Annotated in this window: 16 protein-coding genes; 9 read left to right on the top strand and 7 right to left on the bottom strand. The window is 61.6% G+C overall.

Annotation, left to right across the window (positions count from 1 at the left end):
- From OXG98_03590 to OXG98_03580, 3 genes are all read right to left on the bottom strand, one after another.
- On the bottom strand, nucleotides 1-740 hold a 740-nt coding region (locus tag OXG98_03590; GenBank protein MCY3771091.1), incomplete at its 3' end, for a Rieske (2Fe-2S) protein.
- Nucleotides 741-772: 32 nt separating this feature from the next.
- The gene (polA, locus tag OXG98_03585; GenBank protein ID MCY3771090.1) at nucleotides 773-3,535 is read right to left on the bottom strand and encodes a DNA polymerase I; all 2,763 of its coding nucleotides are present in this window, start codon (nucleotides 3,533-3,535) and stop codon (nucleotides 773-775) included.
- A gap of 125 nt (nucleotides 3,536-3,660) precedes the next feature.
- Nucleotides 3,661-4,641: an amidohydrolase family protein gene (locus OXG98_03580; protein MCY3771089.1), complete on the bottom strand. Its 981-nt coding sequence runs from the start codon at nucleotides 4,639-4,641 to the stop codon at nucleotides 3,661-3,663.
- A 212-nt stretch (nucleotides 4,642-4,853) separates the two neighbouring features.
- Here OXG98_03580 and OXG98_03575 point away from each other — a divergent pair, with 212 nt between their 5' ends.
- The 9 genes from OXG98_03575 to OXG98_03535 all read left to right on the top strand — a co-directional run bounded on the left by OXG98_03575 (nucleotide 4,854) and on the right by OXG98_03535 (nucleotide 17,146).
- The gene (locus OXG98_03575) at nucleotides 4,854-6,038 is read left to right on the top strand and encodes an aminotransferase class V-fold PLP-dependent enzyme (GenBank protein ID MCY3771088.1); all 1,185 of its coding nucleotides are present in this window, start codon (nucleotides 4,854-4,856) and stop codon (nucleotides 6,036-6,038) included.
- 178 nt (nucleotides 6,039-6,216) lie between these two features.
- The gene (locus OXG98_03570) at nucleotides 6,217-7,419 is read left to right on the top strand and encodes an acyl-CoA dehydrogenase family protein (GenBank protein MCY3771087.1); all 1,203 of its coding nucleotides are present in this window, start codon (nucleotides 6,217-6,219) and stop codon (nucleotides 7,417-7,419) included.
- A gap of 39 nt (nucleotides 7,420-7,458) precedes the next feature.
- Nucleotides 7,459-8,250 carry an electron transfer flavoprotein subunit beta/FixA family protein gene (locus tag OXG98_03565; protein ID MCY3771086.1) on the top strand — a complete coding sequence of 264 codons (792 nt, stop codon included), beginning with the start codon at nucleotides 7,459-7,461 and terminating at the stop codon, nucleotides 8,248-8,250.
- Nucleotides 8,251-8,264: 14 nt separating this feature from the next.
- Nucleotides 8,265-9,251, top strand: coding sequence for an electron transfer flavoprotein subunit alpha/FixB family protein (locus OXG98_03560; GenBank protein ID MCY3771085.1), 987 nt, complete (start codon nucleotides 8,265-8,267; stop codon nucleotides 9,249-9,251).
- 58 nt (nucleotides 9,252-9,309) lie between these two features.
- Nucleotides 9,310-11,358, top strand: coding sequence for a (Fe-S)-binding protein (locus tag OXG98_03555; GenBank protein MCY3771084.1), 2,049 nt, complete (start codon nucleotides 9,310-9,312; stop codon nucleotides 11,356-11,358).
- Entirely contained in the window at nucleotides 11,342-12,475 is a 1,134-nt protein-coding gene (locus OXG98_03550) for a hypothetical protein (GenBank protein MCY3771083.1), read from the top strand. The genes OXG98_03555 and OXG98_03550 overlap by 17 nt, the downstream gene beginning before the upstream one ends.
- Nucleotides 12,457-13,719: a thiamine pyrophosphate-dependent enzyme gene (locus tag OXG98_03545; GenBank protein ID MCY3771082.1), complete on the top strand. Its 1,263-nt coding sequence runs from the start codon at nucleotides 12,457-12,459 to the stop codon at nucleotides 13,717-13,719. Before OXG98_03550 ends, OXG98_03545 begins: the two co-directional genes overlap by 19 nt.
- A gap of 35 nt (nucleotides 13,720-13,754) precedes the next feature.
- Nucleotides 13,755-15,113: a sulfatase gene (locus OXG98_03540; GenBank protein ID MCY3771081.1), complete on the top strand. Its 1,359-nt coding sequence runs from the start codon at nucleotides 13,755-13,757 to the stop codon at nucleotides 15,111-15,113.
- Nucleotides 15,114-15,175: 62 nt separating this feature from the next.
- Nucleotides 15,176-17,146 carry a hypothetical protein gene (locus tag OXG98_03535; GenBank protein MCY3771080.1) on the top strand — a complete coding sequence of 657 codons (1,971 nt, stop codon included), beginning with the start codon at nucleotides 15,176-15,178 and terminating at the stop codon, nucleotides 17,144-17,146.
- A gap of 70 nt (nucleotides 17,147-17,216) precedes the next feature.
- Here the strand turns inward: OXG98_03535 and OXG98_03530 are convergent, their stop codons facing one another.
- The 4 genes from OXG98_03530 to OXG98_03515 form a co-directional block, all read right to left on the bottom strand.
- Nucleotides 17,217-18,617: a HEAT repeat domain-containing protein gene (locus tag OXG98_03530; protein ID MCY3771079.1), complete on the bottom strand. Its 1,401-nt coding sequence runs from the start codon at nucleotides 18,615-18,617 to the stop codon at nucleotides 17,217-17,219.
- Nucleotides 18,618-18,717: 100 nt separating this feature from the next.
- Nucleotides 18,718-19,449 (bottom strand): hypothetical protein, encoded by a 732-nt coding sequence (locus OXG98_03525; GenBank protein ID MCY3771078.1) that lies wholly within the window; start codon nucleotides 19,447-19,449, stop codon nucleotides 18,718-18,720.
- Nucleotides 19,450-19,543: 94 nt separating this feature from the next.
- Nucleotides 19,544-20,038 carry a cytidine/deoxycytidylate deaminase family protein gene (locus OXG98_03520; GenBank protein MCY3771077.1) on the bottom strand — a complete coding sequence of 165 codons (495 nt, stop codon included), beginning with the start codon at nucleotides 20,036-20,038 and terminating at the stop codon, nucleotides 19,544-19,546.
- A gap of 90 nt (nucleotides 20,039-20,128) precedes the next feature.
- Entirely contained in the window at nucleotides 20,129-21,235 is a 1,107-nt protein-coding gene (locus tag OXG98_03515; GenBank protein MCY3771076.1) for an AI-2E family transporter, read from the bottom strand.
- Between the last annotated feature and the right edge of the window lie 300 nt (nucleotides 21,236-21,535).

The following is a 21,535-nucleotide window of genomic DNA, read 5'->3' as shown; positions in this document are numbered from 1 at the left end:
GTGTGCAGACAGCGCTCGATCCTGAAATCCTGCATGTTGCGGGAGAACATGCGTACCCAGCCGTCGATCTGTTCCCAGCTTACCGGCGGCGGCAGCGTGATGACCTCGAGCCGTTCCGATGCCCTACCCGATGCCGCGCGGCCAGCCAGCGACAGGGCCATCAGCCGGTCCTCGCCGTCGTATCTTCTGCCGACTTCGAGACCGGATACCAGGAGGGAAATGATGTCGCCGCCCCCTCCCGCGCCTTGCTCCGACGCGACGTGCCGCCCCAGGTGCCGCAGGATCATCTGTACGATATCGTGCTCCGAGACACCACCCGAGAGCAGCAGGGCGGAGGCCTTGGAGATCGTCCACGAATCTCCGCTCAGGAGGCCCTCCCACAGCAGTTGCAGGTGCTGGTCCCGCCGCTTGTAGGTCGCGTCCCCGGCCTGTACCCAGATCTCGTCACCGCGGACGTCGACGGGGAACGTCTCCAGGTCGTCGCACTCGTAGTTGAAGCATCCGCCGCCCTCGAGGTCGAAACTGCGGCCATGCCAGTCGCAGGTCAGGATCCCGTCCTTCACCACCCCGCGGGTCAGCGGAAATCCCATGTGAGGGCACTGGTTGTCCGTGGCGTGTATCCGTCCGTCGACGTTGAAGAGCGCGATGCTTCGCCCTTCGCCGATTTTGACGGCACGGGACTCCCCGGGTGAGATATCGGCCTTGGATCCGACCCGGATCCAGCCGTTTCCTGAACTCATGATTCCCTTTCCTTTCTTCTGGTGTGCTTCTTCTAGTGTGCTTCCAGCCAGTTTGTACCGATGCCGATCTCCACTTCTATGGGCACGGTCATGGGCAGGGCGCTCCGCATGCACTCCTCGATCATGGCCGGCAGGGAGTCTTCTTCGGACCTATGCAGATCGAACACGAGTTCGTCATGCACCTGCAGCAGCATGCGCGTCCTGCACTCCCGTTTTTTCAATTGGTTGTGTATCCGCGTCATGGCCAGCTTGATCAGGTCGGCCGCCGTGCCCTGGATGCGGGAATTGATGGCGACACGCTCCTCGGCACGCTTGGTGGTGGCGTTGCGGGAATTGATGTCCCGCAGGTACCGCCGCCGGCCCGTCATGGTCTCGACAAAGCCGTTGTCCTCCGCGAATTTGACCGTATCCTCCATGTATTTGCGCGTCCCGGGATACTTCGCGAAGTACTGATCGATGAGTTCCTGGCCCTGTCCCCGGGGAATGTTGAGCCGTTCGGCCAGCCCGAAGGCGGAGATGCCGTAGATGATGCCGAAATTGACGGTCTTGGCGCGCCTGCGCATTTCGTCGGTCACCCCATCGTAATCCACATCGTAGATCTTCATGGCCGTCGCCGAATGGATGTCCTCGTGCTGGATGAAGGTCTCCATCATGCCCTCGTCCCGGCTGAGCTCGGCCGCTATGCGCAGTTCGATCTGGGAGTAGTCCGCGGCCATCAGGAGGTAGTCGTCGTCCCGGGGCACGAAGGCCTTTCGGATCTGACGGCCCATCTCCGTGCGGACCGGGATGGTCTGCAGGTTGGGGCCGTGGGACTGGATCCGGCCCGTGGCGATCACGGCCTGCTCGTATGAAGTGTGTACGCGTCCCGTCCCGGAAAACACGGAATGGGGCAGTTGGCTGACGTATACGGAATTGAGCTTGGTGCACATCCGGTAGTGGAGGATCTGCTCCACGATCTCGTGCTTGGGCGCGAGTCGGCGGAGTATGGCTTCCGCCGTCGAATACTGGCCCGTCTTCGCCGTGCGCTTGGCGTTGGGATCGATTTTCAGCTTGTCGAAGAGGATATGGCCAAGCTGTTTCGCCGAATTGAAATCGACGGGCTCTCCGGCCAGTTCGGTGATCCGGTCCGAGGACCGCTGGATCTCCTCGTCCAGCAATCCGGACAGATGCTTCAGTTGCCCCACGTCCATCCGCACGCCTTCGTGTTCCATTTCTACGAGGGCGGTAACCAGAGGACACTCGATTTCACCGAATACCGTATCCTGCTTCATCTCGCCGATCCGGGGTCGCAGCAATCCCGCCAGTTGCAGCGTGATGTCCGCGTCTTCCGCCGCGTATTCGACGACTTTTTCCAGTGGCGCATCCTTGAGCGTGCCCTGCTCCTCGCCCTTCTCGCCGATGAGGGTGGTAATGGAGATCGGCGTGTAGCCCAAGAGGGCCTGCGACAGATAGTCCATGGTCCTCCGCAGGTCCGGCACGGTCACATAGGCCGCCAGCATGGTGTCGAAGATGCGGCAGGACACGGTAATCCCGTGCCACCGCAGCACGGAAAGATCGAACTTGATGTTGTGCCCGATGAGTTCCTTGCCGGTGTCGTCAAAGAGAGACTGGAATTCGTCGGCGATCCGCAGCACGTCCTCGCGCCCGTCCGGCATGGGTACGTAGTAACCGGTATGTGGTTCAATCGCGAAAGCGAAACCCAGGATATCGCAGGTTTTCGGATCCAGGCTGGTCGTTTCCATGTCGAAACAGAAGGAAGGCGCCTGACGCAGCGAATCGATGAGCGCCGCGCGGGATTCGGGCGTGTCAACGCAACGATAGTCGTGCTCCACGTCCGCGATCGTCTTCAACTGGTCGTCTGAGAACAGGTCTTCCTGACTGCCGGCGAGGGTCAACCGCGGCGCAGCCGAGAAGTCTTCGCCAAAAAGCCGCTTGCCCAGGGTGTTGAACTCCAGTTCCACGAACAGCTTCTTCAGATCATCGTTCCGTCTTTCCTTGACGGTCAGCGAATCGGGGGTGACTTCCAGCGGGACGTCGCGTTCGATGGTGACCAGGCTCTTCGACAGCAGGGCCAGATCCCGGTTTTCCTCGATCCGCTCCTTCTGCCTGCCTTTCAACTGGTCCGTGTTCTCCAGCAGGCTCTCGACGGAGCCGAACTGGGCGATGAGCTTCTGGGCGGTCTTTTCGCCGACGCCCGGAACACCGGGCACGTTATCGCTGGCGTCGCCCATCAAGCCGAGCATGTCGATCACCTGGTCGATCCGCTCGATCCCCCATTTCTCCAGCACCTCGTCCACCCCCATGGTTTCGAAGTTGTCCCCGGTGTTCCCGGGTTTGCAGATGAAGGACTGCGCGGAGACGAGTTGCGCGTAGTCCTTGTCCGGCGTGACCATGTAGGTGGTAAATCCCGCTTCGTCGGCTTGTTTCGCCAGGGTCCCGATTACGTCGTCGGCCTCCCAGCCGGGAACGCGGATCACCGGGATGTTGAACCCCTCGATGAGCCGGAACAGGTAGGGCAGGGCGGTGCTCAGGTCTTCGGGCATGGCGTCGCGCTGCGCCTTGTACTCGGCATACTGCTTGTGCCGGTGCGTAGGTTCGGGCGTATCGAACACGGCGGCGATATGTGTGGGCCTGTTCTTGTTCAGAATGCCGAGGATGGTATTGGCGATGGCGAACACCATGGAGACGTTCATGCCCGTCGACGTCATCCTCGGATTGCGGATCAACCCGAAATGGCCTCGATAGGCCAGGGCCATGCCGTCCAGCAGGAACAGGGTTTTCTCGGTGTCAGTCATATGCGTGCATCTCCGGCTCAAGGGAACCGGCACGTGCCGGGCACATCCCGCCCAACCTGCGGCTCCTGCCTGATCTGGCGTGTTTCCAGTGTAGTACGATAAACTAATTTTACCAGCGAATGGCTCTATACCTTCAAAAGACCTGCCGCGTTGAGACCCGCGATGCGCTGCCTGTCCGCTTCGTCCAGCCCCTGTTCTTCGATGACACGCAGCCCCAGATCGACGTCCGCGATCTGCTGGGGAAAGTCGGAGCCGAACATCACGCGATCGACGCCGGCAAAGTCGATCGCCAGGCGAAGCGCCCCGCTGTTCGGCATCCCCGCGGACTCGTAATACATGTTCCTGAGGTATGCAGACGGCGGGCGGTCCAGTTTCTCGCGGGCTTCGGGATAGGAAATATACCCCTTGTCGATCCGGCCCGCAAGAAACGGGACGGTCCCCCCCAGGTTGCCAAGCACGATCTTCAGTTCCGGGAACGCGGCCATCGTCCCGCTGAGCACCAGGTGCAGGGCGGCAACGGTCGTATCGAACGGAAATCCCGCGATGGGGGTCAGCCTGTACGCTTCGAAAGCGTCATTGGCGTGTGGGGTGGTGGGATGAACGAAGAGCGGCAGGTCCAGGGAGGACGCAGCCGCGTAAAGTTCATGAAACTCCGGGCCTCCAAGCGATCTGCCGTTGATATTCGAAAACAGCATGCCGCCCCGCAAACTAAGCGACTCCACGGCGCGGACCAGTTCCGCCGCCGAAGCGGTCGGATCCTGCAACGGAAGGACCGCCAGAGCAGACAGGCGATCGGGATAGCGGGACACGGTATCGGACAGGGCCTCGTTGACGACCCGGGCGAGGCGACAGCCGGCATTCGGTTCCTCGATGTGCAGTCCCGGAATGGAAAAACTGAGCAGTTGCCGGTCCACCCCGTGCCGGTCCATGTGCTCGATCACGCGCTCTACATCGAAATGACCCGGCGCGATCATGCTGTAGTCGCCATCCAGCTTCAGCAGACGATTGCCGTCGGCATCCCTGAACAGTTCCGCCTGGTATCCTCCCTGTTCAATCTCGTCGAGATAAGCGGAGGTATAGAAATGGGTGTGGAAGTCGAATACCAACAGACACTCCGGCGACTGTACCGGTCGTTACGATAAAGCGATTCGATGCCGGGTTTTCCTACAATATAGACCATTTCGAATCAATTACAACGACGGAGGCGACGTACAGTAACGAGGCCCCGAATTCCCTGTACAAGAATCGTCCCGGCGAGTATCTTGGCATTCGAGTTCGCGAGCGACCGAAACCGCAGCAACTTCAACTGGAGACCCCGATGCTGATTGATCCTTCCGAGTTCATTGGAACCCAGGGCATAACCCACCTTTGTACGGGCGGAGAATCGCCCATGCTGAAGACGCATGGAGACGCTGTCCACCGTTTTTTCGAAGACAAGCTCCTGGGCGAGGAAGGACGCAGGCGCCTCGAAGTGGTGTCCGGCGCGTGCAAGGAAAAGGTCGGTCGCCTGTTCGGCGTTCAGCCCGACGATATCGGTTTCCTGACTTCTACTTCCGAGGGGATCAACGTGCTGGTCTACGCCCTCGACTGGAAACCCGGCGACAACGTGGTGGTCGCCGACGTGGAGTTCCCGTCGGACGTGCTGCCCTGGACCCTGCTGAAGGACCAGGGCGTAGAGCTTAGAATCGTGGAAAACAACAACTGGCGCATAGACTTGGAAGATCTTGATAAAGCGATAGATGAAAACACCAGGGTGGTCAACGTCAGCCATGTCAGTTATTTCACCGGCCAACGTTTGCCGCTTCCTGAGCTCTCCGATATCGTCCACCGCAAGAACGCCCTGCTCTGTCTCGACGTCACCCACTCGGCAGGCGCCGTACCGGTCGAAGCGCAGTACGCGGACTTCGTCGTTTCGAGTTGCTACAAATGGCTCATGGCCGTGCACGGGGTGGGTATCTTCTACTGGAATCGAGAACGCGTTCCCGAACTGAATCCGCCCTTCGTAGGATGGCACACGCCGGCTTATCTTCCGGACTGGAAGGACCCCTCCGCCTACATACCCCGGGCGGACGCCAGCAGGTTCACGCCCGGCAACGAGACCTGGATCGGGGTATACGTCCTGGACAATGCCCTGGACTGCCTGATGGATATCGGTATTGACCGGATAGAGGAGCACGTACTTCAGCTGAGCGCCCGGGTCTGGGATGGCCTGGCGGACATGGGCTGGGAGGTCATCACGCCCAGGGCCGCGGCGGAAAGAGCCGGCAACGTCTGCTTTACCGCGGCGGACGTTAATGCGGTGACCCACGCCCTCGAGGACCAGAACGTGCTGATCTTCGGAGCCTACGGCGGCGTGGGCAGGGCCCGCGTGTCCACCCATTTCTACAATACGGACCAGGACGTGGACCGGTTCCTCGAAGTGATGCGGGAGATCCCGGTAACCCATCCGGAGTCAACGCCCGGCAGAGACTTCAGCAAAGCGGCCGGAGTGGCCGGCAATTAGCGGGTAACCACGCACCTGCGCAACCCCTCGTTCACAACCGCAATACCCTTGACACGCCACCTTGTTACGCGTAAATACGGGTGACTGCGGATTCCGGTCTTTCCGATCCGGTTTCGGGCGCAGTACGAACCTGGTGAAACGGCAGGATTAAACACCCACGGAATAACGAATCACGCCCATGGATTTTGAGTTAAGCGAAGAACACAGGATGGTCGAGCGGATGGTCTACGACTTCTCCCGCAACGAGATCCTGCCGTCCATCAGGGAACACGACCGAAATGGTACCTTCCCCCACGAACTGCTGCCCAAGATGGCGGCGCAGGGATTCATGGGCATCTGCCTCCCCGCGCGGTACGAAGGGGCCGGCATGGATTTCATCTCCCTGGGGCTGCTTTCTGAGGGGCTGGAGTGGGCCGACTCTTCCGTCCGGGAGACGATTGCGGTCCACCTGGGCCTGCACGCCCTTCCCATCTTTCAATGGGGCACGGACGAACAGAAGGAACGGTTCCTGCCGCCCCTGGCAACCGGCGAAAACATCGCCTGTTTCGGATTGACCGAACCCGGCGCGGGCTCGGACGTGGCCGCCATGACCAGCCGGGCCCGGAAGGACGGCGACTCCTACCTGGTCAGCGGCGAGAAGATGTGGATCACACTGTCCGACGTGGCGGACCGCTTTCTCGTTTTCGCCAAGACGAACCAGGAGGAAGGCACGCGGGGTATCACCGCCTTCCTGCTGGAACGGGGCTGGGAAGGCCTGACCACCGGCACCATCAAGGGAAAGATGGGGGTGCGGGCCAGCAATACGGGCTGGATCAACATGGACCAGGTTCCCGTACCCGAATCCCATCGCCTTGGCGAAGAGGGCGAAGGCTTCAAAATCGCCATGTCCTGCCTCGACAACGCCCGCTATACCGTGGCCGCCGGCGCCGTCGGCCTGATGAAATACTGCCTGGAAGCCTCGGTGTCGTACGCCCAACAGCGCCGAACCTTCGGCCAGCCGATCGGCGACCATCAACTCGTAAAGCAGCTCATCGCCCAGATGAAGCAGCGCATCGACCTGGGTGAACTGGCGGTACGCAAGGTCGGATGGCTCAAGAACCGGGGAATGCGGAACACCCGGGAGACGAGCATGGCCAAGTGGTTCTGCACGGAATCGGCCTTCGCCACGGCCAGCGACGCGGTCCAGGTGCACGGCGCCTACGGATACTCCGACGAATACGATGTCGAGCGTCACTTACGCAACAGCAAGAGCGCGGTGATCTACGAGGGCACGTCGCAGATACATCAACTCATGCAGGCGGATTACGTGTTCGGCAACCGGACGGACCGGCCGCTTCGATGTGAAATGCCCGCCTACGATCCCGATTACTGGCAGAACTGACCTGGCGCGGCAACGCCTGTTGCGAGAGGTAACGTTTACGTGAACATTATCGCCCTGGTGAAACAGACGCCCGATACGGCCCAGCTATCCGCCTCCATGGACGGCCTGAAGCTGTCCGCCGAGGGCGGTCCCCGGATCGTCAATCCCTGGGACGAGTACACCCTGGAAACCGCCATTCAGACCCGGGAGGAGCACGGGGGCAAGGTAACCGCCCTTTGTCTGGGACCTCCCGAGGCCGCCGACGCGCTAAAGACCGCCCTGGCGATGGGCGTGGATGAGGCCATCCTGGTATCGGATCCGGCCATGGCGGACAGCGACTGCCTGACCTCCGCGCACATCCTGGCCACAGCCATCCGGAAAATCGGCGAATTCAGCCTGATCGTCGGCGGCAGGGCGGCGATAGACGGCAATACCGCGGCGACGGCCGTGCAGATCGCGGCCCTCCTGGACATACCGCTGGTCTCTTACGTAGCCCATATCAACAGCCTGGATCCATCAAGCCGGACCATTTCGGCGGTTCGGCTGTTGGAAGCAGCGCGGGAAACGATCACCAGCAGGCTTCCGGCCCTGATCACCGTCGTTAAAGAGATCAATGAACCCCGGTACCCGAGCCTCATCGGCATACGCAAAGCGGCCCGGGCAAACATACCCGTATGGGGATGCGAGGATCTCGAGGTCGACGCGTCCAGCGTCGGTGCCGGCGCTTCTTCGATTGGCTGGCAGTCCGAACTGCCCCCGTTGCGGGAGGCGAATGTCGAAATGATCGACGGAGCCCCGGCGGATGCGGCCAAGACCCTCGTGGACCGTTTGATCGAGGAAAAAGTGATTTAGGCAGAAAGGACCCGATGGCCGGCAGCGTATTCGTATGGATCGAACAGGAGGATGGCCGGGCGGACGCGATAGCGTGGCAGGCGATGGCCGCTGCGAAAACCGTCGCCTCGGACCTTGGAGGGACGCTGAACGCAATCGTATTCGGCGGCCGGGTCGACGATATCGCGCAACAGGCCATTGAGGCCGGCGCGGACCGCGTGTACACCGCGGAAGATCCCTCGCTGGACCGGTATCGCGTAGAGCCTTTTGCGAAACTCCTGGGGCACCTTCTGGAAAACGAACCGCCCTCGGTGATCCTGATGGGGGCCAGTACGGCCGGCCTGGAGCTTTCGGCCTACGCGGCCGCCCTCACCGGCGCGGGCCTGGCGCCGGACTGCACCGACCTGCGTATGGACGGAGACCAGCTGGTCGCGGTCCGGCCGGCCCTGGTCGGCAACCTGGTATCCACCGTGAGGTTCAACGGTACCGGGCACCGGTTTATCACGATACGGCGTAACATCTTTCAACCTGTCGATCTGAACGAATCACGCACCGGAGCGGTTATCGAAGTCCCGGCCGTCATGGCCGAGGACGATATCCCGACCAAGGTGGAGTCCGTGGAGACCGCGGACGGCACAGTCACCCTGACCGAAGCGAGCATCATCGTTTCCGGTGGACGCGGCGTGGGCGGACCGGAGGGATTTCAGCCGGTCCGGGAACTAGCAGATGCCCTGGGCGGCGCCCTCGGCGCCAGCCGGGCCGCGGTGGACGCCGGATGGATACCCTATGCCCACCAGGTCGGCCAGACGGGGAAAACGGTACAGCCAGACCTGTACATCGCCTGCGGGATTTCCGGTGCGATACAACACCTGGCTGGCATGAAAAACGCTCGCGTGATCGTGGCGATCAACAAGGACGCCGACGTGCCGCTTTACAAGTACGCCCACTACGGCATCGCCGGCGACCTCTTCAGTTACCTGCCCGCCATCGCGGAAGAAGTGAAGAAGCGGCTGGGCCGATAGCCAGGCACACCGTGCATCGCGTCTTCCTTCGGCGGCACATCGGGATCGCAGGGCGCCGATGCTATCTCCCTACGAAAAGATCCTCTTCGCCATTGCCATGGCGGTCTCGTTGTACCTGGCATCCGTCACCTTCAGGCGCATGATCGGGATGATCAAGCGGGGCCAGGGCCGGCTGGCCTGGGATGGTCTTCCAAGCCGGCTGATGACCGGAATCAAGGCGCTGGCGGGCCAGAACAACATGATCCGCAACCGGCCGCTGGTTTCCCTCGCGCACACCGGGATTGCGTGGGGATTCATCCTCTACATGGCGGTAAACCTGGTGGACGTGCTGGAAGGCATGGTAACCGGCTTCGTTTTTTTGGAGAACGGGACCGCCGGTCAGATCTATCGCCTGGTCGTCGATCTCATGACCCTGGCCGTGCTGGCGGGCATGGTTGCCTTGCTCATCCGCCGGTTCATCGTAAAATCCACGGCCCTCGCCGTCGCACCCCAGGTCAAACTGCATCCCGGGGCGGCGGACGGCATCAGGCGGGATTCCCTGATCGTGGGGTGCTTTATCCTCGGACACGTCGGCTTCCGGCTTCTGGGCGCATCGTTCGACATCGCGATACACGGACCGGACCCCTGGCAGCCGGTCGCGGCGCTGGCCGCAGGCCTCTGGACAGGCCTGGAACCGTCCTTCCTGACTTTCGGCCTGCACGCGAGTTGGTGGATTGCCATCGGACTGGTGCTGGTCTTCCTGCCCTGGTTCCCCTATTCGAAACACGCCCACCTGTTCATGGGCCCCTTCAATCTGATGACCTCCCCCGACCGGGTCAGCCCCGGCGCGCTGGACGCCCTGGATTTCGAGGACGAAACCATCGAGCAGTTCGGCGCGGGCCGGATAACCGACCTGAACCGGACCCATATCACGGACGCCTTCGCCTGCATCATGTGCAACCGCTGCCAGGACGCCTGTCCGGCCTATGCCACGGGCAAGGAGTTGTCTCCCGCGGCCTTGGAGGTGAACAAGCGGTACCACCTTCGGGATCACATGAAATCGCTGGCGAGGGGCGGCGAAGACACGGAGCCCCTGCTGGGCTATGCCATGACCGAAAGCGCCCTCTGGGCCTGCACGGCCTGCGGAGCCTGCTCGGAGGCCTGTCCGGTCGGCAACGAGCCGATGTTCGACATTCTCGCCATACGCCAGAACCAGGTGCTGATGGAGAGCGCGTTTCCGAATGAACTGAAAGGCGCCTTCACCGGGATCGAACGAAACGGCAACCCCTGGCAGATGGCCGGCGACCGGATGGAATGGACGGAAACCCTGGATTTCAAGGTACCGACCGTTGCGGAAAATCCGGGGTACGAGGTCCTGTTCTGGGTCGGCTGTGCCGGTGCCTTCGACCCCGCCGCCCGGGATACAGCCCGGGCCATTGCCACGGTCATGCACCGGGCGGGGGTGGACTTCGCCGTGCTCGGAAACGACGAATCCTGTACGGGAGATCTGGCGCGAAGAGCCGGAAACGAGTATCTTTTCAGTATAGCCGCCGAGGGAAACATCGAAACCTTGAATGCCGCGGGCGCCGACCGGAAGAAAATCGTCACGGGTTGCCCCCACTGTCTGCACACCCTGAAAAACGAGTACGGCGCGCTGGGGGGGCGATACAAGGTGATGCACCACACCGGGCTCATCGACGAGCTCGCGAGCGCGGGCAGACTCGCGGTGCGCGGCGAAACGGGGACGCGGACCACCTATCACGACCCGTGTTACCTGGGCCGCCACGGCGGTGAATACGAAGCGCCCCGTGGGGCGCTGGCGGCAACCCGGCCTTCCCTGGTGGAAATGGCCAGGAGCAGGGAACGGTCGTTCTGCTGCGGTGCCGGCGGCGCACAGGTATGGAAAGAAGAAGAGGAAGGCAGGGAAGCGGTCAGCGACAACCGCTTCCGGGAAGCCAGAGAAACCGGGGCCGACACCCTGGCCGTGGGCTGTCCCTTCTGCGCCAGGATGATGAACGACGCCAACAAACGGGCCGGCGAACCCATGCGGGTCCGGGATATCGCCGAAATCGTGGCGGAATCCCTTCAAGATGAGCGGGAGCGCACGCACCATGACGACCGTCAATGAACGCATGGTCTTCCTGGACGGATCCAGGCTGATCATCGAGGCGATGGCCCGGGCCGGCGCAGGCGCCTACATCGGATATCCCATCACACCCGTCAACTGGCTCTTCGCGGGCGCCAAGCAGCGCATCCCCATCGCCCTCGAAGCGCCGGACGAGATCACGGCGCTGCAATGGGCCGCCGGATTCTCTTCATCGGGCGTGTTTCCCGTCACGGCCTCCGCTTTTCCCGGATTCGCCCTGATGATCGAATCGATCAACATGTCCTTCATGATGGAACTGCCCATGGTCGTCATCCTGGCCCAGCGCCTGGGCCCGAGCACCGGGTCGGCTACAACGGGCGGCCAAGGGGATCTGCTCCTGCTCAGGGGATGCATCTCGGGGGGATACCCGGTACCGGTCTTCTGCCCATCGAACCTGAACGACTGCTGGGACATGGCCGCCGCAAGCGTGCACACGGCGGTGAATCTCCGGACACCCGTAGTACTGCTGACCTCGAAAGAGATGGTCATGACCAACCAGAACATGGATATCTCCGGCCTGAAGGAAGTACGGCGGGCGGAACGCCACCTGTACGAAGGGAACGGCGAATACAGGACCTATGGGGTCAACGGAGACCTGGCGCCACCCTTCCTGCCCTTGGGCAACGACCTGCACCAGGTCCGGCTGAATTCATCGACCCATGACACGGAAGGCATCACGCAGAAGAACAATCCCGAGGCCCTCGGCAATACCCGGCGGCTCAAGAACAAGATCGAACAAAGCATCGAGGACTACACCTATTACGAACACGATCGGGACGAAGGCGCCGATACGGTCATCCTGACCTACGGCATCTCGGCGGAAGCCGCCAGGGAGGCCGCCGGCCTGCTGAGAGTGAGCGGCGAATCCGTCTCGCTCCTGGTCATGAAGACGCTGCTGCCGGTACCGCCGCGCATATACGAACTGCTCTCGGCATACGCGCACGTCGTCGTCGTCGAGGAGAACATCGTCGGCCTGCTGCGGGAACTGCTCTACGGGAACGATCAGCACGACCGGATACACGGCGTCAACAAAATCGGCCACATGATTACCCCGCAGGAGATCGTGGAAGGAGTAAGGCAATGCAGGAAACCATCCTGAACGACCTGAAAATGCCCTACTGCCCGGGTTGTGGTCATACGGTCGCCAACAAATCCATGAGCAAGGCCCTGGCGGACCTGGGCGTACACCCCCTTGACGTCATCGTGGTGAGCGACATCGGATGCACGGGACTCGTGGACCCGCTGCTGACCTGCCATACCATTCACGGTCTCCACGGCCGGGCGGTCGCCCTGGCCATGGGCATACGGATGGGACTCGAGCATCCGGACAAGAAGATCATCGCCCTGCAGGGCGACGGCGGCGCCACGATCGGCCTGCAGCACCTGCTCGAGGCAGCCCGGCACAACCTGGACCTCACCCTCGTCGTGCAGAACAACATGGTCTACGGCATGACGGGCGGCCAGACCAGCGGGCTGTCCTCCACCGAATTCAAGGAGCCTGACCGGCCCGAGTCGGCCGTGCCTGGATACGACATCTGCGCGCTGGCCCACAACGCCGGCGCGGCCTACACCGCGCGGACGTTTATCGGCAAGGATACGGCCGAACTCTGGAAGGAAGCCCTGTCCACCCCGGGGTTCTCCCTCATCGAAATCGTTGAAATGTGCCCCGCGTACGGAATGAGGAAAGTCCAGGAACTGCACGATACGGCAGATTACGAGAGCGTGGTGACGCGGAATCAGCGCACGGTAGGCCAGTCGCACCGGGTGACCGGCCGCTCCCTCCTGGATGGGTTGAAACCGATCGAGCACACCTGCGAGGCGCCGCTGGACGGGCGCCTGGAGATCATCGTCGCGGGTTCGGCGGGAGAAGCCATTCAGTCCGCGGGAGACCTGCTCTCCACGGCGGGCATAACCGCGGGCCTTTCCGCCACCAAGAAAGGCGACTATCCCATCACAATCGGCACGGGGTTCTCGGTCGCGGAGGTGATCCTTTCCCGGCAGCCGATCCACTATACCGGGATCGACTGTCCCGACATCATGATCGTCATATCGCAGGACGGACTGGACAAGGTTCGGTCCCGCATCGGCGAACATACCCTGGTGATCGCCGACACGAAGCTCGGACCCGAGCTCGAGGGCCTGGCCGGTCCACCAGGTCCGTCCAATCTGGTTACCCGGGACTTCCGCAAGACGGGTGGGCTAAAGGGCGCCGCCCTGGCCGCCATCGCCCACTGGCTCCAGGACAACGGGTTTCTGCCTATCGAAGCGCTCATCGAAGCCGCCGGCCGCCACAAGCACGGCGACAAGATGAAGGTCATCATCGACAAGGCCGTCGCGGCGTAACAGTTTTCATTTACCCAGGATACCGGTAAACCTCCTTGCGCATCGTTTTTTTTGACATCGACAGTCTCAGGCCCGACCACCTGGGTTGCTACGGCTATGGCCGGCCCACGTCACCCGCGATCGACGCAATCGCCGCACAGGGCATGCGGTTCGACCGGTATTACTGCGCGGACTCCCCCTGCATGCCTTCGCGGCATGGCTGGATCACCGGCCGATTCGGGATCAACAACGGCGTGGTGACCCACGGCGGTCCCGCGTCGAAACTGCAGATCCTCGAGCAGCGGTACGGTGGTCCCGACGAGCGGAACCAGCTGGTGCAGAGAAGGCTGCGCCAGCACGGCTACGACACGGTCTGCTTTTCCAACTTCCCCACGCGGCACTGCGCGACCTGGTTCGGCCTGGGCTGGACGGAGTTCCATTCGCCCAACCTGAAGACGGGATCCGAGACGGCGGAAGAAGTGAACGAGGCCGTGCTGCGGTGGATCGCCGCGAACGGCGGACGGGACGATTTCTTTCTGTATATCAATTACTGGGACCCGCACCGGGTCTACGAAGCGCCCCGCGACTGGTTCGACCGCATGGCAGCCCAGCCGCCGGCTACGGATTGGCCTGACCACGAAGCCATACGCGGCCACCAGGATATAGACGGGTGGTTCACCGCGTCCCATCTGTTTCCCGGGGACCGGCCCAGCCCCACGCCGAACATGCCGGACGCCATCCGGGACACGGACGATCTGAATCACATGGTGACCGGATACGACGCGGAGATCCGGTACACCGACCATCACGTTCAGCAGGTGCTGGATGCCCTGGGCGACCTGGGCGGCCCGGACGATACGGCGGTCATCATTTCGGCCGATCACGGCGAGGCCATGGGGGAGCACGGCATTTACGGCGATCACGTCTGCGCAGACGAATGCATACACCGTATCCCGCTGATCATCAAGTGGCCGGGGATCACGCCGCCCGGGTCCTCCTGCGGCGATCTGCTGTACAACGTCGATTTAAGCGCTACACTGATCGATCTGATCGGCGGTGAAGTGCCCGAACACTATGATGGCCGTTCCTTCGCGGGAGGACTCGCCGGGGGTCGTTGCCGCTTGCACGACTATCTGGTCTGGGGCCACGGGCTGTACACGCTGCAGCGGGCGGTGCGGACGCCCGAACATCTCATGATCAGGACCTACGACGACTTCGGTTACCGGTTTGACCCGGTGGCCCTGTACGATATGCGAAACGATCCGTATCAGACACGCAATCTGGCCGATGACGAGCCGGAGACCCTGCACACGATGGATCATTATCTTTCCGAATGGCTGCACGATCAACGCGTGAAACCGTACGCCATCCCCGATCCCATGGAGGTCGTGTGGCAGGAGCGCCAGTCAACCTGAGGCCGGGAAAACGCCGTGTGGGTCAATAGTCGCCCGTACCCTGAAACCGAAACGAGTCCTGCTTGACTGACCCAACCACGCATACGCCGCCAGGAAAATCCACGCTTACCTCGTTGATTACCCTGCGGTCCCTGGCCACGGGGCTTTTCCTCGCCATCATCCTCAACATCTGGGTGACCTACGGGACGTACATCCTTCATACGTCCCGCATGTCGGTGTCCCACCTGCCCATCTCCGCGCTGGCCCTGTTCCTGCTCGTCGTATTCGTGTACAACCCGGTCGCCCGGAGCCTCTACGCACGAGCCGCCTTCGCCGGCCGTGAGCTGGCGCTGATATTCTGCATCCTGCTCATCTCCAGCCTGATTCCCGGCAAGGCCTTCGTGTCGTACTTCCTGACCATCGTCTCCACGCCCTTCTATTTCGCCCAGCCGGAAAACCAGTGGGCCGAACTGTTTTTCCCCTATCTCCCGGAATGGCTCGTGGCGAGCAACCAGAACAACGCCATGGGCTGGTTTTATGAAGGGCTCCCGCCGGGCGGGACCGTCCCGTGGTCCCCGTGGTTGATACCCGTCGCATGGTGGATGAGCTTTTTCATCGCCATTTTCGTCGTCGGAGCCTGCGTCGCGGCCATATTCAGGAAACAATGGGTGGAGTATGAGCGGCTTACCTTTCCCCTGGTCCAGGTACCCCTGGAGCTCATAGCCGCCGATCAATCGCCGGGACACTGGCCCAAGCTGGTCTACGACCGGCTCTTCCAGGTCGGATTCGGTCTCGCGCTGGCCGTCGCCCTGTGGAACATCGTATCCTTCGCCCACGTCGTCCCCCAATTGCCCGTGGGCACGTTTTTCGAGACCCCGCTTCAGTTAAGTCCGCTGTTTCCGTCCATTCCCTTGCGCATCAGCCCGTACATGCTCTGCTTCGGGTATTTCATCAACGTCGACATCCTCCTGAGCATATGGGTGTTTTTCATACTCGGCATCCTCGAGATCGGTGCCCTGAGCTACATCGGACTCAACACGGAAGGCAGCAATCCGGGTGGCACCGGCGGCGTAAACGCGCAGTTCTTCGGGGGATTCCTCGTGTACGTGGCGTACGCCCTGTGGACCGCCCGGCGGCACCTGATCGCGGTGGTCAGAAAAGCAGCGGGACGGGATTCCTCGGTGGATGATTCGAAAGAACTGGTTTCATACAGGATAGCCGGGGCCGGGGTACTGGCGGGGACCGTCTTCATCTGCGCGTGGCTTTACCAGTCCGGGATATCGTTTCCCGTTATCGTGGTGTTTCTAGCCTTTCTGTTCGTGCTCTACTTCGGAACGACGAAGGTGATCGCGGAAACGGGGGTGGTGTTCCTGGACCTGCCCGTGAACGCCCACCAGATCACGGTGCTCTCCCTGGGATCGGGAAACGTGTCGCCCCAAAGCCTTACTTCGCTGGGGCTGGCCAGCGCCTATGCCCGAAACTGGCGCGGCCTGGGGATGGGCTCGGTCGTATTGGCCGACCGGTTGACCGACGGATTCTGGCCGCGGAAGAAGGGGCTGCTGCTTGTGCTTACCATAACGTTCCTGGTCAGCATGGTCACGGCAGTGGCCTATTCGATCGACTGGGGGTATTCCACGGGGGCCTACAACTTCGGCGGAGGCGCTTTCAGCAATCTCAATGTGCATTACTACGAGGAGATCGTGACCTGGATGAAGAACCCGCTGTCCCTGGGGCAGAACGAACCGTGGTTCATGGCGGCGGGCGCGGCGATCTTCCTGGTCCTGCTGAAGCTACGGCACTGGCTGGTCTGGTGGCCCCTCGCCCCGGTGGGGTTCGCCATCTGCTTCGCCAGCAATATCCGCGATTCGATCCTGTCCGTCTTCCTCGCCTGGCTCGTCAAGTTCATCCTGCTGAAGATCGGGACCGGCGCCTACCGCACGGGCCAGCGGTTCTTCCTGGGCATGCTGCTCGGATACACGACCGGCATCGTGCTGTCCTTCATCGTCGACGCCCTGTTCTATCCCGGGCAGGGCCACATGATGCACGACTGGTAGCAGGCGGTATCGGCCTCGTCCCACGATGGGCTGTGCACCGATCATCTATTGTATCAGGGTCAACCGTCCGTTAATACGTACTCTTCGCCGTCGTCAGCGGGCACCACCGCGAGGCCTGCAGCCAGTGCAGCAGCGTGCGCAGCGCTTCCGGCGTGCCGATCTGTTCTAGTGCAACGGCGGCATGGCCCTGTACATACCTGTTTTCGTCGTAGCACGCGTCCGCGAGATTTTGAACGGCCGCCTGGGCTTCGTCCCCGAATCGGGCCAGCGCATAGGCGGTTCTGGACCGCACCTGCTCATCTTCGTCCTTCATCATGCCGATCAGCGCGGGAACGGCGGAATCCGCGGCCAGATTGATCTGGCCCAGGGCATCGGCCACATTCTGGCGGACAAAGGGCGATGGATCGTCTGAAAGACCCGCCAGGCGCGCCGCAACCGATGGGCTGTGGTGCCGGATGTCTCCCAGGGCGTAGACCGCGTATCCCCGGACGCGGTCGTTTCCGTGTCCGAGCAGGGAGACCAGCGGCTCGACGGCCGCGGCGCCCAGCGCGCCGAGCCCGTAACACGCTTCACGCCGAACCTCGTCCTGTTCGTGCTGCAGCGCGTCGAGCAGGTGGGGAAGGGCGGCCTCCCCGTACTCCGCCAGGGTATAGGCCGCGTGCAGACGCTTCTGTTCGAGTTCGTGGGTCAGGTCCGCGGCGAGCGCGTCGACGTGGTCCCCGCCTTCCGGCCTGCTCCCGGTCGACCCGTTGCCGGCAAGCCAGTGCCACATGTTCCTCCACATGGCGCTCCGGGGATCGTCCGACAGGTCGCCCAGGTCGATATCTTCGCGTTGCCTGTTCCACCAGGGGCGCTCGGGTTCCGACATCCGCGTAAACTGGAACTTCATCATGTACCGGACCTTGTCCGTCTGGTTCGGAAACGCCCGGTGCCAGAGGTCGAAGTGAATGATGGTAACGGTTCCCGCCTTGCCGCTTGCGGGAAATCCATCGGGGACGGCCCCGTTCCCGCCGACGGTCTCCTCGCGGGACTCGATGTAGTGGCTTCCCGGGATCACCCCCGTCGGGCCGATTTCCACCGGGGTGTCCTGCGGATAGTACATCGCCATGATCCAGCGCGGATGGTGATCCCGCACCTTGGTATAACCCCAGTAGCTGTCCTTGTGCCATGCGCCTCCCCGGCTGTTCGGCGGGTTCACGTGCGGGTGGCGGTGGGCGTGCATGACGTAATCCGGTCCGAGCAGGCTCGTCAGCGCGCCCAGAACCGAGGGATCGTCGTAGACTTGCTGAATCTCCGGAACGCGGGGCAACAGGTTGTTACCCGGATTCCCGTCTTCGTCGATGATCGCCTTCGTTTTCTCGTAGATGCCATCATGCAGCGCGACCGGCTTGTCCACTTCGATCACGTGATAGCCGTGTACGATGAAGTCGCGCATGGCGTCATCGTCGAAAAGGTAGGATCTGTCCACCATGAGTCACTGCTCCTTTTTTGCGTGGCGGGCGGCCATGACGGTTGCCATGACGGGCCTGGCGCGGTTCGTTCGAAACTCGATTACGACCTGAGCTTACCTTTCATCCATCGGTGAAGCAGGCCGACATATCTTCAAGAAACGCTTGCGGTTCCACCAATTTAAAACGATTCTTAATCCAGGGTCTGGATGTAGCTTCTGCCGCGTGATACGTCTCCGTGCCTCCGCGGGGAAGGCGTCCCAGGCTTTCCCGGATGACATCCGCGGCGGACCCCGACGCCCGGACTTCCAGGTTTCCGTCCTCGCAGGCGTAATACCAGACGGACTTCAGCCTTCCGCTCAGCAGTTTGTATGCGTAATGGGAAAGTGGTCTGTCCACCTCGCCGGGCATGAATGAAGCCGGCCAGTATACTCGGTTGACCTGGTGACGGAACACCGCCTCGAGCATGTTTTCCGGAGTTGCCGGGCAGAGATGCCAGTTGGTCTCCGGCCAGACGTCGAGCCAACCCCAGGCACTTCCCAATTCCCCGATGGACAAATCCAGGTCCCCGTTACGTGTGCGCACCCGTGCCCCCTGTCCGCCGATGAAGGCATGATGCAGGGGATAGTCGAAGAATGCGCTCCCTTTCGAACGGAGACAGTCATAGAACCCGGTCGCCAGGCCCAGGACGGCGGCAGCCAACCCGATCACCCCGTCTTCCAGCAGGGGAGAAACCAGTCCCACACGGTCCTGCGGATGGTAGTCGGGATAGACACCCGAAAACGACAGCACGTCCGATTCCGGCAGGCTGCGATAGGCGAAGTCCGACTGCGTTATGCGATCGCTGGTATGCAAAACGTCGCCCGGTACCCACGTTCAGTTATCGTAAGTGATTCGCCGCGTAATCTCCGGGCTGGCGGAGCATGCGTCAAGCAGAATCTCTCCAGCCTCAGGCAGTATGCACGACGGTTTCCGGACTCGCGTCCAATTTCAGTTCGACCATCTCGATCCCGGATTCTTCCACCAGCCAGTCATACACTTCTTCAACGGATCTCGTGTAGGCGTACTGTTCGCCGTAGACGACCCGGCGAATCCCCGCCTGGATGGACTTTTTCAGGCAGCCCAGGCAGGGCTTGTTGGTCGTGTAAAGCGTCGCGCCGCTCGTCGACGACCCGTGGCGCGCGGCGAAGACGATGGCGTTCTCCTCGGCGTGAATGCAGACACATTCGTCGAGGTTTGCCCCGGACGGTCCATCCGAGTTGCATCGCTTGCAACCGCCGTCGAAGCAGTTGGGTATGCCCATGGGGGTGCCGTTGTAGCCCGTGCTGGTGATGATCTTGTCGTTCACGATCACGGCGCCGATGTGCCGGCGAATGCAGTTCGAACGCGCCGCAACGGCGTAGGCGATGCGAAGGAAATACTCGTCCCAGGAGATTCTTTCCATTTACTGCTCCTTCTTCGACCTTGTCTCTTGATGTTGTGCAATTCGATATTCTAAGCTGTCCGGTTTTATTCGACAGGGGCTACATTGCAACTAAGCCGGTCTCTTCGCCGAGAGAGATCCCTTCAGAAACCTCTTGTAGTACGAATGGATCAGGAACGTCACCGGCAGGGCGATCAGCAGCCCGAGTATGCCCAGCAGCTTGCCCCAGACGGACAGGGACAGGAGGATCACGGCCGGGTTGAACCCGGTCACGCTGCCCATGATTTTGGGAACCAGGATGGCGTCCTGGATGATCTGCACGACGGCGAACACGGCAATCACGAGGCCAAGCATGACCCAGATACTCTCGCCCGCACCCAGAGACGCGACAATCGCGAACAGCACGGCCGGAATGAGGCCCACGACCTGCAGGTAGGGCACCATGTTGAGCAGACCGATGAAAAGCCCCAGCAAAATCCCCATCGGCAGGCCGATCAGCCAGAAACCCAGGGCGAAGAGTAATCCGACGATGAAGGCGATGAGGGCCTGGGCGCGGAAATAGACCCGCATGGCGGTGGTAAAATCCGCTACCACGTCGAGCACCACTTGCTTGTACCGATCCGGAATCAGGTCCTTCCATCCTTCGGAGATCTCGTCGAAATCCAACAGGATGAAGACCAGGTAGAGCAGGATGACGATCACGACCGCCAGGCCGATCACGAAGCTTATAGTACCCGAAAAAACGCCCCATATGCCGGGCAGGATCTGCTGGAAGAAAACCCTGATGTTTTCGAAGTTCAGCAGCTGAACGAGTTCTTCGAAGCGGACGAGATCCGCGATGTAGACCCTGATTTCCTCGGGAACATAGTCCTGCAGTCTTGCCTGCCACTGATCCGTATCCACCAGGCCGGACAGCAGCCGCTGCATCTGCGCGAATTCGGATACGACCATGGGGATCAGGATCGAAAGGAAGAGGACCACGGCAGCGACGATGATCGTCAGGCTGAGCAGCACGGAGATGATCCGGTGCTTGAAGGGCAGTTTCCGCTGCAGCCAGGAAGTCAGCGGATTGATCAGGTAGGCGAGCAGCAACGCGACGGCAAAGGGAATGAGCACGTCGCTCAGGTAGGCAATGAGCGTGACGAGCAGCCAGACCACCGCCACGGCGATTGCGATGCGGACTACGCGGTCGAAGGTAATGGGGCTGTCGGACGGCATGGGCGTGACCCGGAACCGAACACCGATCGTGACAAATACACAGTGTAATCAAGTAGGCGTCGGGATGGAGGTTGTCAAGCAAATACGGGGCGATGGACTATCTCTTGACCATCGCACGAAACCAGGTCTATATTTACGTCTTGCCCGCTGTCCACGCAGCCCGAAAACCAACAAGGGGTTTCCATTGCACAGACTCGTACCAGTCTCTCTGCTTGCCGTGTCAGTACTGCTGTCAGCCGGACCGACCCATGCCCAGTACACGAATTCCGTCGGCGTCGTGCTGCCGGCCGATGCGGCGCC

Source organism: Gemmatimonadota bacterium (assembly GCA_026706345.1).
GTDB lineage: Bacteria > JAAXHH01 > JAAXHH01 > JAAXHH01 > JAAXHH01 > JAAXHH01.
The sequence above is the reverse complement of the archived record's forward strand: the minus strand, read 5'-3'. Positions and strand labels throughout refer to the sequence as shown.

Coding starts and splice junctions, on each gene's coding strand:
- OXG98_03560 (MCY3771085.1), top strand. CDS start 8,265: ATGGCCGGCAGCGTATTCGTATGGATCGAACAGGAGGATGGCCGGGCG.
- OXG98_03545 (MCY3771082.1), top strand. CDS start 12,457: ATGCAGGAAACCATCCTGAACGACCTGAAAATGCCCTACTGCCCGGGT.
- polA (MCY3771090.1), bottom strand. CDS start 3,535: ATGACTGACACCGAGAAAACCCTGTTCCTGCTGGACGGCATGGCCCTG.
- OXG98_03570 (MCY3771087.1), top strand. CDS start 6,217: ATGGATTTTGAGTTAAGCGAAGAACACAGGATGGTCGAGCGGATGGTC.
- OXG98_03530 (MCY3771079.1), bottom strand. CDS start 18,617: ATGGTGGACAGATCCTACCTTTTCGACGATGACGCCATGCGCGACTTC.
- OXG98_03520 (MCY3771077.1), bottom strand. CDS start 20,038: ATGGAAAGAATCTCCTGGGACGAGTATTTCCTTCGCATCGCCTACGCC.
- OXG98_03555 (MCY3771084.1), top strand. CDS start 9,310: ATGCTATCTCCCTACGAAAAGATCCTCTTCGCCATTGCCATGGCGGTC.
- OXG98_03515 (MCY3771076.1), bottom strand. CDS start 21,235: ATGCCGTCCGACAGCCCCATTACCTTCGACCGCGTAGTCCGCATCGCA.
- OXG98_03550 (MCY3771083.1), top strand. CDS start 11,342: ATGACGACCGTCAATGAACGCATGGTCTTCCTGGACGGATCCAGGCTG.
- OXG98_03575 (MCY3771088.1), top strand. CDS start 4,854: ATGCTGATTGATCCTTCCGAGTTCATTGGAACCCAGGGCATAACCCAC.